We start from the raw sequence: 15,774 nt of genomic DNA on the forward strand, positions 1-15,774 counted from the left end.
GCCAGGTCACGGAAGGCGTACAGCGCGGTCAGGAACACCAGCGGCACCGACGCCGCCTCCTGCTGGGTCCAGCCCTCGGGCACGCGGGCGAGGTAGTGCTCGTCGGCGACGACGACGGGGCCGAAGCCGCCGGGCACGGTGCCGAGGACGCGGTCGCCGACCGCGAGACCGGTGACGGCCTCGCCGACGGCGGTGACCACGCCGGCGGCCTCGGTGCCCATCGGGCCGGACTCGCCCGGGTACATGCCGAGCGCGTTCAGGACGTCACGGAAGTTGAGGCCGGTGGCGTCCACGTCGATACGGACCTCGTGGGCGCCGAGCGGCTGCAGCACCTCGGGGCAGGGGGCGAGGACCAGGTTGTCCAGACTGCCCTTGCCGGTGGTGTCCAGCCGCCACGGCACCCCGGCCGGCGCGAGCAGGCCGGGCGCGGTGGCGAGCCGTTCGAGGCGGCCGACGAGCGGGGTGCCGCCGCGGACGGCGAACTGGGCGTCGCCGGTGGCGAGCAGTCCCGGCAGGTCGGGCAGCAGGGCACGCAGGGCGTCCGGGGCCTCCGGAGCGGCCGGGGCGTCCGGCGCGTCCAGGTCCAGCAGGACGAACCGGTCGGGGTTCTCGGACTGCGCGGAGCGCACCAGGCCCCAGGCGGCGCCGGCCGCGAGGTCGCGGACCGTCTCGGTGTCGTCGGCGGCGACCGCGCCGCGGGTGACGAACACCAGGCGCGCGTGGTCGAGGCCCCGTGCGTCCAGCCACTGCTGGACCAGGTCCAGGGTGCGGGTGGTCAGCGCGTGGACCGCGCCGGGCACGTCGCTCCCGGCGGCGTACAGGCTACCGGCGTCCGGAGCACCGGCACCGCCACCGGCGTCGCCGTACGTCCCGGTGAGCGGGACGAGGACGAAGTCGGGGGCGTCGGAGGGGTCGGTGTCGGGACCGGTCAGCTCGGCCAGGGACGTCAGGGTGCTGCCGGTGCCGAAGACGTCCTCGCCGAGGGCGGCGGCGGTCAGGCCCTCGGTGGGCTTGACGTCGGGGGCAGCCGTCCAGTCGAGGCGGAACACGGGCTCCTGGCCGCCGGTGGCCACGGGGGCGCGCGGCACGCTCGGGGCGCGCAGGACCAGGGACTGGGCGGAGAGCACCGGGGCGCCCTCGGCGTCGGCGGCGGTCAGCCGGACCGACTCGTCGCCGAGCCGGGTGATCCGTACCCGCAGGGTGGTGGCGCCGCCCGCGTGCAGGGAGACGCCGTTCCAGGCGAACGGCAGCAGCGGGTTGTCCGCGCTGCCGACGCCGAGGTACCCGTTGGCGTGCTGGACGGCGTCCAGGAGGGCGGGGTGCATCCCGAAGTACTGGGCGTCCCCGGCGACCTCCTCGGGCAGGGCGACCTCCACGAAGGCCTCCTCGCCGCGGAGCCAGACCTGGCGGAGGCCCTGGAAGGACGGCCCGTACTCGGTGCGGCTGTAGTCGCCGTCGAACTCCACGGACACGGCGTCGGCGGGGGGCCAGACGGGTGCCTCGAAGGGGTCGCTGTGCTCCTCGACGGCGAGGACGCCGTCGGCGTGCCGGGTCCAGGGGCCGTCGGTGACGTCGGAGGGCCTGGAGTAGAAGGTGATGGAGCGGGAGCCGTCCTCGCCGGGTGCGCCGATGACGACCTGGACCGCGGTGGGCACCTTCTCGTCGAGGACCATCGGGGCGGCGAGGACGAGTTCCTCGACGCGGGCGCAGCCGACCTGGTCGGCGGCGCGGACGGCCATCTCCAGGTAGCCGGTGCCGGGCATGATGACCGTGCCGCCCACCTTGTGGTCGAGCAGCCAGGGGTGGACCTGGAGGGATACCTGGCTGGTGAACAGGGCGCCCTCGGAGTCGGCGAGCGGGACGGCCGCGCCGAGCAGCGGGTGGTCGGCGGAGATCAGGCCGGCCGTGCTGATGTCGCCGGTGAGGGCGGCCGGGCGCGGCCAGTAGCGCTCGCGCTGGAAGGCGTACGTCGGCAGTTCGGTGCGGCGGGCACCGGTGCCGTCGAACCAGGCGGCCCAGTCGACGCGTACACCGGCGACGTGCAGTCCGGCGAGCGCGGTGAGCAGGGCGGTCTCCTCGTCCCGGTCCTTGCGCAGGGCCGGGACGCCGACGGCTTCGTCCCGTCCTTCGGCGTCGAGGACGCGCTGGGCGAGGGCGGTGAGGACGCCGCCGGGGCCGATCTCCAGGAAGGCGTTGGCACCGGCGCCGGCCAGGGCGCGCACCCCGTCGGCGAAGCGGACGGTCGCGCGGACGTGCTCGACCCAGTAGTCGGGGTCGGTCAGCCGTCCGGGTTCGGCGAGCGCTCCGGTGACGTTGGAGACGACCGGGAGGCGCGGCTCGGCGTACTCCAGGGCTTCGGCGACGCGGCGGAACTCCGCGAGCATCGGCTCCATCAACGCCGAGTGGAAGGCGTGACTGACCGACAGCCGCTGCGTCTTGCGGCCCTCGGCCGCGAACGCCGCCGCCAGCGCGTCGACTTCGCCCTCGTCACCGGACAGGACCACGGAGTCCGGGCCGTTGACGGCGGCCAGGGCGGTGCCGGGGGTGAGCCGCGGCGCGACCTCGGCCTCGGTGGCCTGCACGGCCACCATCGCGCCCCCGGCGGGCAGTTCCTGCATGAGGCGGGCGCGGGCGGCCACCAGCGTGCAGGCGTCCTCCAGCGAGAACACCCCCGCCACGTGCGCGGCCGCGATCTCTCCCACGGAGTGACCCGCCACCTGATCGGGCCGGACACCCCAGGACTCGACGAGCCGGTACAGCGCCACCTCGACCGCGAACAGGGCCGGCTGGGTGTACCCGGTGGTGTCCAGCAGGGCGGCGTCGTCGGTGCCCTCCGCGGCGAACAGCACTTCGCGCAGGGAGCGGTCGCGGCCGACGTCCAGCCGGGCCAGCACCGCGTCCAGCGCGTCGGCGAACACCGGGAAGCGGCCGTACAGTTCGCGGCCCATCGCGGCGCGCTGCGAGCCCTGGCCGGAGAACAGCACCGCGAGGGTGCGGTGGGCGGCCCGGCCGCGGGCGACCTCGGCCGGCGCGCCGCCGGGCGCGGCGAGCAGGACGGCACGGTGGTCGAAGAGGGCGCGGCCGGTGGCGAGGGAGAAGCCCACGTCGAGCGGGTCGGCGCCGGTGAGCGCGGTGACGCCCGCGGCCTGGGCGTCCAGGGCCTCGTCGGACTTCGCGGACACCGGCCACGGCACGACGGAGGGGGTGGCCCCCGGTTCGGCCGCGGTCACCGGCGCGTCGGCCTCGGGGGCCTGCTCGATGATGGTGTGCGCGTTGGTGCCGCTGATGCCGAAGGACGAGATGCCCGCGCGCCAGGGGCGCCCGGTCCCGGGCCAGGCGGACTCCTCGGTGAGCAGCCTGATCGCTCCGGCCTCCCAGTCGACGTGCGTCGACGGCCGGTCCACGTGGAGCGTGCGGGGCAGGACGCCGTGCCGCATCGCCATGACGGTCTTGATGATGCCGGCGACACCGGCGGCGGCCTGGGTGTGGCCGATGTTCGACTTGATCGAGCCGAGCAGCAGCGGCCGGTCCCCGGGCCGGTCCTGACCGTACGTCGCCAGCAGGGCCTGCGCCTCGATCGGGTCGCCGAGCGGGGTGCCGGTGCCGTGGCCCTCGACGGCGTCGATGTCGGCGGTCGTGAGGCCGGCGCTGGCCAGGGCCTGGCGGATGACGCGCTGCTGCGCGGGGCCGTTGGGTGCGGTCAGGCCGTTGCTCGCGCCGTCCTGGTTGATGGCGGAGCCGCGGACCACGGCCAGGACCTCGTGGCCGTTGCGGCGGGCGTCGGAGAGGCGCTCCACGACGATCAGACCGACGCCCTCGGACCAGCCGGTGCCGTCGGCGGCGTCCGCGTACGCCTTGCAGCGGCCGTCGGTCGCCAGGCCGTTCTGCAGGGTGAACCCGGAGAACGCGGACGGCGTGCTCATCATGGTGATGCCGCCCGCGACGGCCAGGTCGCACTCGCCGGCGCGCAGCGCCTGCATCGCCCAGTGCAGGGCGACCAGGGAGGAGGAGCAGGCGGTGTCGACGGTGACCGCCGGACCCTCCAGGCCGAAGGTGTAGGCCAGTCGGCCGGAGACGACGCTCGCGGCGAGACCGGTGCCGGCGTGGCCCTCCAGGTCCTCGCGGGAGTTCATGACGAGGGTGGAGTAGTCCTGGCCGTTGGTGCCGACGAACACGCCGGTGCGGCTGCCGCGCAGCCCGTCGGCGTCGATGCCGGAGCGTTCGAACGCCTCCCAGGTGGTCTCCAGGAGGAGGCGCTGCTGCGGGTCCATGGCGAGGGCCTCGCGCGGGGAGATCCCGAAGAAGGACGCGTCGAACTCGGCGGCCCCGTCGAGGAACCCGCCGCGCAGGGTGGCGCTGCGGCCGCGGCCGTCGGCGCCGCCGGACATCAGGGTGGCGAGGTCCCAGCCGCGGTCCTCGGGGAACGCCTGGATGCCGTCGCGGCCCTCGCTGAGCATCTCCCACAGGTCCTGCGGGGAGCGGACCCCGCCGGGCAGCCGGCAGGCCATGCCGACGATGACGACCGGGTCCTCGGCCAGGGCGGCGGCGGCCGGGCCGGCGCCGCGGGTGTCCTGCTCGCCCAGCAGCTCGGCGACGAGGTGCTCGGCGAGGGCCTGGGAGGTCGGGTAGTCGTACACCGTGGTGGCCGGCATCCGCAGTCCGGTGGCGAGGGCCAGCCGGTTGGGCAGCTCGATCGCGGTGAGCGAGTCGAAGCCGAGGTCGCGGAAGTTCCGGTCGGGGGCGACGGCCTCCGGGCCGGGGTGGCCGAGGACGGCCGCCGCGTGGGTGCGCACCAGGTCCGTGAGGAGCCCGGTCCGTTCGTCGGCGGGCAGGTCGCGCAGCCGTGCGGCCAGGCCGGACGCGGCGGTCCGGGTCCGGTCACGGGTGCTCTCCGCGTCGGCCAGGGCCTGCCGTGCCTGCGGCAGGTCGCGCAGCAGGGCGTTGCCGCGCATCCCGATCAGACCGTCCAGGACCTGCGGCTGGCGCGGGTCGAACAGGACGGGCGCGGCCTCGGGCCGGGTGACGGCCTGTCGCAGCGCGGCGAGCGCCAGGTCGGGGTGGACGGCCGGGTGGCCGGTGGCGCGCTGCGGCCACCGCCCCGCCGCGTTCTCCGTGGTCGCGGGGTTCTCGGGGTTTTCCGCGTTCGCGGGGTCCTCGGGCTCGTCGCCGATCCAGGCCCCCCAGGCCACCGAGGTGGCGGGCAGGCCCGCGCCGCGGCGGTGCCGGGCGAGCGCGTCGAGGACGGCGGTGGCCGCGGCGAGGTTGGCCCGGCCCGCCGTGCCGACGGTGCCGGCGACGGACGAGCAGAGGACGAACGCGTCCAGGTCCAGGCCGCGGGTCAGCTCGTCCAGGTGGACGGCGGGCGCGGTCCTGGCGTGGTGCAGGGCGGCGAACCGCTCGGGGGTGAGGTCGTCCAGGACGCCGTCGTCGACGACGGCGGCGGCGTGCACCACCGCGGTGAGCGGCGTGTCGTCCGGGATGTCCGCGAGGACCGCGGCGAGCGCGTCCCGGTCGGCCGCGTCGCAGGCGGCGAGGGTGACGTGGGCGCCGAGTCCCTCCAGTTCGGCACGGAGCGCACCGGCGCCGGGGGCGTCGGGGCCGCGCCGGCTCAGCAGCACCAGGCGCTCGGCGCCCGCACCCGCCAGCCAGCGTGCCACGTGGGCACCCCGGCCGCCGGTGCCGCCCGTGACGAGGACGGTGCCGCGCGGCTCCCAGCCCGCGTCGGGCGCCGTCTCCGGTGCCGGGACCAGCCGGCGGCCGAAGACCGCGGAAGCGCGTACGGCGACCTGGTCCTCGCCGTCGTGTCCGGCCAGGACGGCGGCGAACCTGCGGGCGGCGCGCTCGTCCAGCTCGGCGGGCAGGTCCACGAGACCGCCCCATGCGGCGGGGTGCTCCAGGGCGGCGACCCGGCCGAGGCCCCACACCGCCGCCTGGGCGGGAGCGGTGAGCGCCTCGGAGGCCGCCACGGTGACGGCGCCGCGGGTCACGCACCACAGAGGCGCGGTGACGCCCGCGTCCAGCAGCGCCTGGAACAGGACCGCGGACGGGGCGGCCGGACCACCGGACGCGTCGCCGTGGACGGCGGCCCGCGGGGAGTCGGCGAGCGCCAGCAGGGACACGACTCCCGCCAGGGCGGTGCCGTCGGCGGACAGTCCGCGCAGCCGGTCGGCGAGCACGTCCCGTTCGACGGCGCCCGCGGCGTCGGCGATGTCGAGGGTCAGGCGTACGACGTCGGTGCCGACGGCGTCGAGCACGGCCGACGTCCACGGGTCCTCGGCGAGCGCGGTGGGCACCACGGCCAGCCAGGTGCCCGCCGGGACGGGCGCGCCTGTGGGCAGGGACAGCGGCTTCCACGTCTCGTGGTGCCGGTTGGAGTCGACCATCGCCTGGTCGCGCCGCCTGCGCCGCCAGGTCGACAGGGCGGGCAGCACGGCTCCCAGCGCGTCGGTGTCCACGGCCAGGTCGGCGGCGAGGCTGGTCAGGTCCTCGCCCTCGACGGCCGTCCAGAACGCGCTGTCCAGCGGATCGGCCCCACCGCCGGCGGCCTGGGGCCGGGTGTCGGGCCAGTACCGGGCGCGCTGGAAGGCGTAGGTGGGCAGCTGGACGCGGCGGGCGCCGGTGCCGTCGAGGACGCGGGCCCAGTCGACCCGTGCTCCGCCGGTGTGCAGCCGCGCCAGCGCGGTGAGGAGTGCCGTCTCCTCGTCCCGGTCCTTGCGCAGGGCGGGTACGGCCACGGTCTCGGCGGCACCGTCGAGGCTCCGCTGCGCGAGGGCGGTCAGGACGCCGCCGGGACCGACCTCCAGGAAGGCGTTGACACCGGCGTCGGCCAGGGCGCGCACCCCGTCGGCGAAGCGGACGGTCGCGCGGACGTGCTCCACCCAGTAGTCGGGGCTGCTCAGCTGTCCGGGCTCCGCGACAGCACCCGTCACGTTGGAGACGACCGGGATGCGCGGCTCCGTGTACGCCAGGGTCCGCGCGACCTCGCGGAAGGCGTCGAGCATCGGCTCCATCAGCGCCGAGTGGAAGGCGTGGCTGACCGACAGCCGCTGCGTCTTGCGGCCCTCGGCCACGAACTCGGCCGCCAGTGCCGTCACCTCGGCCTCGGGACCCGCGACCACCACGGAATCCGGACCGTTGACCGCCGCGACGGACAGCCCCTCGGTGAGCCGGCCGGTGACCTCGGCCTCGGTGACCTGCACGGCCACCATCGCCCCACCTGCGGGCAGCTCCTGCATCAGCCGGGCGCGGGCGGCCACCAGCGTGCAGGCGTCCTCCAGCGAGAACACCCCCGCCACGTGCGCGGCCACGATCTCACCGACCGAATGACCGGCGACGAACTCGGGGCTCACCCCCCACGACTCGACCAGGCGGTACAGCGCCACCTCGACGGCGAACAGGGCCGGTTGCGTGTACCCGGTGGTGTCCAGCAGGGCGGCGTCCTCGCTGCCCTCCTCCGCGAACAGCACCTCACGCAACGGGCGGTCGAGCTGCGGGTCGAGCAGCGCCAGCACCTCGTCGAGGGCCGCCGCGAACACCGGGAAGCGCGCGTACAGCTCACGCCCCATCCCCGCCCGCTGCGACCCCTGACCGGAGAAGAGGAGGGCGGTCCGGCGCTCGACGGCACGGTCCCGCGCCACCTCCACCGGTTCGCCCTCGGCACCTGCCAGCAGGACGGCGCGGTACTCGAAGACCGAGCGGCCCGTGGCGAGCGACAGGCCCATGTCCAGCGGGTCGGCATCGGTGACGGAGGTGATCCGGGCGAGCTGCGCGTCCAGCGCCTCCGGGGACTTCGCGGACACCGGCCACGGCACGGCGGAGGGGGTGGCCTCCGGTTCGGCCGCGGTCACCGGCGCGTCGGCCTCGGGGGCCTGCTCGATGATGGTGTGCGCGTTGGTGCCGCTGATCCCGAAGGAGGACACGGCGGCGCGGCGCGGACGGCCGGTCTCCGGCCAGTCGGTCGTCTCGGTCAGCAGGCGTACGTCGCCCTCGGTCCAGTCGACGTGGGTGGACGGCCGGTCGATGTGCAGGGACTTGGGCAGGACACCGTGCCGGATCGCCATGACGGTCTTGATGACGCCGGCGACACCGGCGGCGGCCTGCGCGTGGCCGATGTTCGACTTGATCGAGCCGAGCAGCAGCGGCCGGTCCCCGGGCCGGTCCTGACCGTACGTCGCCAGCAGGGCCTGCGCCTCGATCGGGTCACCCAGGGTGGTGCCGGTGCCGTGCGCCTCGACGGCGTCGACGTCGGCGGTCGTGAGGCCGGCGCTCGCCAGGGCCTGGCGGATGACGCGCTGCTGGGAGGGCCCGTTGGGGGCGGTGAGGCCGTTGGAGGCACCGTCCTGGTTGACGGCCGAGCCGCGCAGCACCGCGAGGACGGGGTGACCGTTGCGGCGGGCGTCGGAGAGGCGCTCCACGACCAGCATGCCGACGCCCTCGGACCAGCCGGTGCCGTCGGCGGCGTCCGCGAACGCCTTGCAGCGGCCGTCGGGAGCGAGGCCGCCCTGACGGGTGAAGCCCGCGTAGCCCATGGCGGTGGACATCACGGTGACACCGCCGGCGAGGGCCAGGTCGGCCTCGCCGGAGCGCAGCGCGTGCGCCGCCCAGTGGAGGGCGACCAGGGAGGAGGAGCAGGCGGTGTCGACGGTGACCGCCGGGCCCTCCAGGCCGAAGGTGTAGGAGAGGCGCCCGGAGGTGACGCTGGTGGCGAGGCCGGTGGGGGCGTGGCCCTCGGCGTCCTCGCGGGAGTTCATGACGAGCGTGGTGTAGTCCTGGCCGCTGGTGCCGACGAAGACGCCGGTGCGGCTGCCGCGCAGGGTGGCGGGGTCGATGCCGGCGTGCTCGAACGCCTCCCAGGTGGTCTCCAGGAGCAGGCGCTGCTGCGGATCCATGGCGAGGGCCTCGCGCGGGGAGATCCCGAAGAAGGACGCGTCGAAGTCGGCCACGTCGTACAGGAAGCCGCCCTCGGAGGTGGCGCTGCGGCCGTGGCCGCCCTCGCCGCCCCGCTGGAGGGTCTCCAGGTCCCAGCCGCGGTCGGTCGGGAAGGCGGAGATGCCCTCACCGCCGTCGACGACGAGCTGCCACAGCTCCTCGGGGGAGCTGACGCCGCCGGGCATCCGGCAGGCCATGCCGACGATGACGACCGGGTCGTCGGCGAGCGCCGGGACGACGGCGGCCGGGGCGGCCGGGTCCGTGCCGCGCTGCTCGTCGAGGAGGGCGGCGACCAGGTGCTCGGCGAGCACGGTGGGCGTGGGGTAGTCGAAGACCAGGGTCGCCGGGAGCCGCAGGCCGGTGACCGCGGTGAGGCGGTTGCGCAGCTCGACCGCGGTGAGCGAGTCGAAGCCGAGGTCGTGGAAGTCGCGGTCGGCGTCGATGGCCTTGACCGAGGAGTGCCCGAGGACGGGGGCCGCCTCGGCGCGCACCAGGTTGACCGCGAAGCGCAGGCGCTCCTCCTCGCGCAGGTCGAGGAGTTGCCGGGTGACGGCCGCGGCGGTGCTCGCGCCACCGACGGCGGTCGCGGCGGCGCGGCGGGTGCCGCGCACCAGGTTCCGCAGCAGCGGCGGGACGGCGCCGGGCATCCGGCTGCTGCCGGAGGCGCCGATCGGTACGAGGTACGGCTCGTCGGAGACCGTGGCGGCGTCCCACAGGGCGAGTCCCTGCTCGACGGTGAGCGGCGGCGCGGCGGTGGCCGACATACGCCTCATCTCGGCCTCGGAGAGGGCGCCGGTCATACCGACCGACTGCTCCCAGGCGCCCCAGGCCAGTGACAGGCCCGGCAGCCCCCGGGACGCGCGGTGCTGGGCCAGGGCGTCCAGGAAGACGTTGGCCGCCGCGTAGTTGGCCTGCCCCGCACTGCCCATCACACCCGACACCGAGGAGAACATCACGAACGCCGCGAGATCGAGGTCACGGGTCAGCTCGTGCAGGTGCCAGGCCGCGTCCACCTTCGGACGCAGGACGGCCGCCAGCCGCTCCGGCGACAGCGACGTCACCACACCGTCGTCCAGCACACCCGCCGTGTGCACCACCGCGGTCAGCGGGTGCTCCGCCGGCACCGACGCCAGCAGATCCTCCACCGCCGAACGGTCCGTCACATCACAGGCCCGTACGTCCACCCGGGCGCCCAGGGCGGTCAGTTCCTCGCGGAAGGCGTCCACGCCCTCCGCCGCCGGACCGCTCCGGGACACGAGCAGCAGCCGGCGCACGCCGCGCGCCGTCACCAGGTGGCGGGCCAGTTCCCGGCCCAGTCCACCCGTGCCGCCCGTGACCAGCACCGTGCCGTCGGGGGACCAGCGGGCCGGCAGCCGCAGCACGATCTTGCCGATGTGCTTGGCCTGACTCATGAAGCGGAACGCCTCACGCGCCCGCCGCACGTCCCACACCCGCACCGGGAGCGGGTTCAGCGCGCCCCGCGCGAAGAGGTCCAGCAGCTCGGCCAGCAGTTCGGCGGTCCGGTCCGGCCCCGCCTCGCCGAGGTCGAAGGCGCGGTAACGGACATCGCCGACCGACTGCGGGTCGCGGATGTCGGTCTTGCCCATCTCCAGGAACCGCCCACCGGCAGCCGTGATCCGCAGCGAGGCGTCCACGAACTCACCCGCGAGGGCGTTCAGCACCACATCCATCCCACGGCCACCGGTGACCGCACGGAACTTCTCCTCGAAGCCCACATCACGCGACGAGGCGATGTGGTCCTCGTCCAGACCCAGCTCCCGCAGGGTCTCCCACTTGCCCTCGCTCGCCGTCGCGAACACCTCGGCACCCAGATGACGCGCCAGCTGGATCGCCGCCATGCCCACACCACCGGCACCGGCGTGGACCAGCACCCGCTCCCCCGCCGACAGGGCGGCGAGTTCGGTGAGTCCGTAGTGGGCGGTGAGGAACACCAGCGGCACCGAGGCCGCCGTCTCGTCGCTCCAGTCCGCGGGGACGCGGGCGAGGAAGCGTTCGTCGATCGGCGTGTCGGTGGCGAGGCCGCCGGGCACCATGCCCATCACCCGGTCGCCGACCGCGAGGCCGGTCACCTCCGGGCCGACGGCGGTGACCACACCGGCCGCCTCGGCACCGAGCAGCCCGGCCTCGCCGGGGTACATGCCGAGCGCGTTGAGCACGTCACGGAAGTTCAGGCCCGCGGCCCGCACCTCGATGCGGACCTGGCGGCCCTCCGGTGCCTCCAGCACCTCGGGGCAGGGGCGCAGGGTCAGCGCGTCCAGGCTGCCACGGGCGGTGCTGTCCAGGCGCCACGGGCCCTCGGCGGGCGGCAGCAGGCCGGGGCCGGCCACCGCGCGGTCGAGCCGGGCCACCAGCACCGCGCCGTCGCGTACGGCGAACTGGGCGTCGCCGTCCGCAAGCAGCGCGGGGAGCTGCGGCAGGACGTCCTCGGCGCGGGAGTCCTCGTCCAGGTCGAGCAGGGCGAACCGGGTCGGGTTCTCGGACTGCGCGGCCCGGACCAGGCCCCAGACGGCGGCGGCGGGCAGGTCCCGCACCTCGTCACCGGGTCCGGCCGGTACGGCGCGGCGGGTGACGAACACCAGCCGGGAGCCCGCGAACCGCTCCTGGTTCAGCCACTCCTGCGCCAGTCCGAGGACGCGTGCGGTGAGCGTGTGGGTGGCCGCGGGCACGTCGGTGCCCGCGGTGTCGCCGAGGACCGGTACGCAGACCAGTTCCTCCTCGCCGGTGAGCCCGGCCAGAAGGGTGGCGGCGTCGTTCCCGGCCGGGGCGGCGAGGGTGGTGTGCCGGACGTCCGGGTGGCCGTCCCCGGTCCCGGTCTCCGGAGCGGCCGTCCACTCCAGGCGGAGCAGCGAGTCCAGTTCCGTACGGCGGGCGGCGGGGGCCTGTGCCCCCGCGGGTACCCGGAGCACCAGCGACTCGGCCGACAGGACGGGCGCGCCCTCGACGTCGGCGGCGGCGATGGACACCGAGTCCTCGCCGGTGCGGGCCACCCGGAAACGGACCACGGAGGCGCCGCCCGCGTGCAGCGACACCCCTGCCCACAGGAACGGCAGCAGCTTGTGCTCGTCGTCCAGGCCCGCGAAGCCCACGGACTGGACGGCGGCGTCGAGCAGCGCCGGGTGCATGCCGTAGTAGCCGGCGTCGTCGGCCTGGGACGGCAGCGCCGCCTCGACGAACGCCTCCTCGCCGCGGGTCCAGACGGCGCGGATGGTGCGGAAGACGGGACCGTACTCGGTGCGGTCGTAGAAGCCCTCCAGGTCGGTGGCGACGGCGCCCTTGGGCGGCCAGACCGAGGTGTCGAAGGGAAGGGTGGCGGCACCGGTGGTCAGGACACCGGAGGCGTGCTCGGTCCAGGTCTCCTCGGGGGCGTCGGCCGGCCGGGAGTACAGGCTGACCGTGCGGGCGCCGCTCTCGTCGGGGGCGCCGGCCCACACCTGGACGACCACGGCGGCGTCCTGGGGCAGCAGCAGCGGCGTGGCGAGGGTGAACTCCTCGACCCGGTCGCAGCCGACCTCGTCACCGGCGCGTACGGCCAGTTCCAGGAAGCCGGTGGCGGGGAACAGCACCATGCCGCCGCCGACGGTGTGGTCGGCGAGCCAGGGGTGGGTGGTGAGGGAGAGGCGCCCGGTGAAGAGGACCCCCTCGGACGCGGCGAGCGCGGTGGCGGCGCCGAGCAGCGGGTGCTCGGCGGGCCGGAGTCCGGCGCCGGTGACGTCGCCGGTGTGGGCGGCCGGGCGCGGCCAGTAGCGCTCGTGGTGGAAGGCGTACGTCGGCAGCGCGATCCTGCGCGCACCGGTCCCCTGGAAGCAGGGGGCCCAGTCGACGCCGACACCGGCGACGTGCAGCTGCGCCAGCGCGGTGAGGAGTGCCGTCTCCTCGTCCCGGTCCTTGCGCAGGGCGGGTACGGCCACGGTCTCGGCGGCGCCGTCGAGGCTCCGCTGCGCGAGGGCGGTCAGGACGCCGCCTGGGCCGACCTCCAGGAAGGCGTTGGCACCGGCGTCGGCCAGGGCGCGCACGCCGTCGGCGAAGCGGACGGTGCCACGGACGTGGCCGACCCAGTACTCGGGGTCGCTCAGCTGTCCGGGCTCGGCGAGCGCGCCGGTGACGTTGGAGACGACCGGGATGCGCGGTTCCGTGTACGCCAGGGTCCGCGCGACCTCGCGGAAGGCGTCGAGCATCGGCTCCATCAGCGCCGAGTGGAAGGCGTGACTGACCGACAGCCGCTGCGTCTTGCGGCCCTCGGCCACGAACTCGGCCGCCAGCGCGTCGACTTCGCCCTCGTCACCGGACAGGACCACGGAGTCCGGGCCGTTGACGGCGGCCAGGGCGACACCGGAAGTGAGCCGCGGCGCGACCTCGGCCTCGGTCGCCTGCACGGCCACCATCGCGCCCCCGGCGGGCAGTTCCTGCATGAGGCGGGCGCGGGCGGCCACCAGCGTGCAGGCGTCCTCCAGCGAGAACACCCCCGCCACGTGCGCGGCCACGATCTCACCGACCGAGTGACCCGCCACGAACTCCGGCGTCACACCCCACGACTCCACGAGCCGGTACAGGGCGACCTCGATCGCGAACAGCGCGGGCTGCGTGTACCCGGTCGTGTCCAGCAGGGAGCTGTCCTGCGAGCCCTCCTCGGCGAACAGCACCTCCCGGAGCGGACGCTCCAGGCCCTCGTCCAGGTGCGCCAGCACCTCGTCCAGCGCCGCCGCGAACACCGGGAAGCGCGCGTACAGTTCGCGCCCCATCCCCGCCCGCTGCGACCCCTGGCCGGAGAACAGCACCGCCGGCGTCCGCTCGACGGCGCGTCCTCGCGCCACCTCCACCGGCCCGCCCTCCGGGCCGGCCAGCAGGACCGCGCGGTGCTCGAAGACGGAGCGGCCGGTGACGAGGGAGTAGCCCAGGTCCAGCGGCGGGGCGTCGAGCGCGGTGACGCGCTCCAGCTGCCCCGGCAGCGCTTCCTCGGTGCGGGCGGAGACGGGCCACGGCACGACGCCGGGGGTGACCTCCGGCTCCGCCACCGGCTCTTCCAGGGACTGCGGCTCGGGCTGCTCCAGGATGACGTGCGCGTTGGTACCGGACAGTCCGAAGGACGAGACACCGGCCCGCCACGGACGCGCGGTCTCGGGCCAGGCGGTCTCCTCGGTGAGCAGGCGGACCGCTCCGGCCTCCCAGTCGACGTGCGTCGACGGCTGGTCGATGTGGAGGGACTTGGGCAGGGCGCCGTGGCGCATGGCGAGCACCATCTTGATGACGCCCGCGACACCGGCGGCGGCCTGGGTGTGGCCGATGTTCGACTTGATCGAGCCGAGCAGCAGCGGCCGCTGCGGGTCCCGGTCCCTGCCGTAGGTGGCGAGGAGTGCCTGTGCCTCGATCGGGTCGCCCAGGGTGGTGCCGGTGCCGTGGGCCTCCACCGCGTCCACGTCGGACGGGCCGAGTCCGGCACTGGCCAGGGCCTGGCGGATGACGCGCTGCTGGGAGGGGCCGTTGGGGGCGGTGAGGCCGTTGGAGGCGCCGTCCTGGTTGATGGCGGAGCCGCGGACGACGGCCAGGACCTCGTGGCCGTTGCGGCGGGCGTCGGAGAGGCGCTCCAGGACGAGCATGCCGACGCCCTCGGACCAGCCGGTGCCGTCGGCGGCGTCCGCGAACGCCTTGCACAGGCCGTCGCCGGCGAGGCCGCCCTGCCGGGTGAACCCGGAGAAGTTCATCGGGGTCGACAGCACGGTGACGCCGCCCGCGAGGGCGAGGGAGCTCTCNCAGGCCGTCGCCGGCGAGGCCGCCCTGCCGGGTGAACCCGGAGAAGTTCATCGGGGTCGACAGCACGGTGACGCCGCCCGCGAGGGCGAGGGAGCTCTCCCCGCTGCGCAGCGACTGGGCGGCGAGGTGGAGCGCGACGAGGGAGGAGGAGCAGGCGGTGTCGACGGTGAGCGCCGGTCCCTCCAGGCCCAGGGCGTAGGAGACCCGGCCGGAGATGACACTGGTGGCCAGGCCGGTGCTGGCGTGCCCCTCCACGTCCTCGCGGGAGGTCATGACGAGGTTGGCGTAGTCCTGGCCGGTGGTGCCGACGAAGATTCCGGTGGCGCTGCCGCGCAGGCCCGCCGGGTCGATGCCGGCGCGCTCGAACGCCTCCCAGGAGGTCTCCAGGAGGAGGCGCTGCTGCGGGTCCATGGCGAGGGCCTCGCGCGGGGAGATCCCGAAGAAGGAGGCGTCGAAGCCGCCGACGTCGTGCAGGAAGCCGCCGCGGCGGGTGGCGCTGACGCCGCGGTTGTCGGGGCCGCCGCCGAACAGGGCGTCCAGGTCCCAGCCGCGGTCGGTCGGGAACCCGGTGATGCGGTCCTCGCCGTCGGCGAGCATCCGCCACAGGTCGTCCGGGGTGGCGACGCCGCCGGGCATCCGGCAGGCCATGCCGACGATGACGACCGGGTCGTCGGCGACATCGGCCGCCACGACGGGCGTGCCGGTCTCGCCGTGCTCGTCGAGGAGCTCGGCCACCAGGTACTCGGCGAGGCCGTGCGGGGTGGGGTAGTCGAAGACCAGGGTGGCGGTGAGCCGCAGGCCGGTGACGGTGGTCAGGCGGTTGCGCAGCTCGACCGCGGTGAGCGAGTCGAAGCCCAGCTCGCGGAACTCCCGGCCGGGTTCGACGGCCTTGGCCGAGGAGTGCCCGAGCACGGCGGCCGCTTCGGCACGGACCAGTTCGACGGCGTGGCGGACCCGGTCCTCCGGTGTGAGTTCCAGGAGGCGGCGGGCGAGGTCGGCCGCGGTGTTCGCGCCGCCGGTGGCGGTCGCGGCGGCGCGGCGGGTGCCGCGCACCAGGTTCCGCAGCAGCGGCGGGAC

1 protein-coding gene and 1 pseudogene are annotated in these 15,774 nt (G+C 75.4%); both read right to left on the reverse strand.

Going from position 1 to position 15,774, the window contains the following annotated elements; all coding sequences use genetic code 11:
• A partial coding sequence (locus tag KM933_RS37350; protein WP_308013672.1) for a type I polyketide synthase occupies positions 1 to 14,663 on the reverse strand: 14,663 nt, incomplete at its 3' end.
• A gap of 100 nt (positions 14,664 to 14,763) precedes the next feature.
• Positions 14,764 to 15,750 (reverse strand): annotated as a pseudogene (locus KM933_RS40100) (type I polyketide synthase); the annotation flags it as partial.
• Between the last annotated feature and the right edge of the window lie 24 nt (positions 15,751 to 15,774).

The sequence above is a fragment of the Streptomyces beigongshangae genome, from assembly GCF_019710745.1.
Taxonomy (GTDB): Bacteria; Actinomycetota; Actinomycetes; order Streptomycetales; family Streptomycetaceae; genus Streptomyces; species Streptomyces beigongshangae.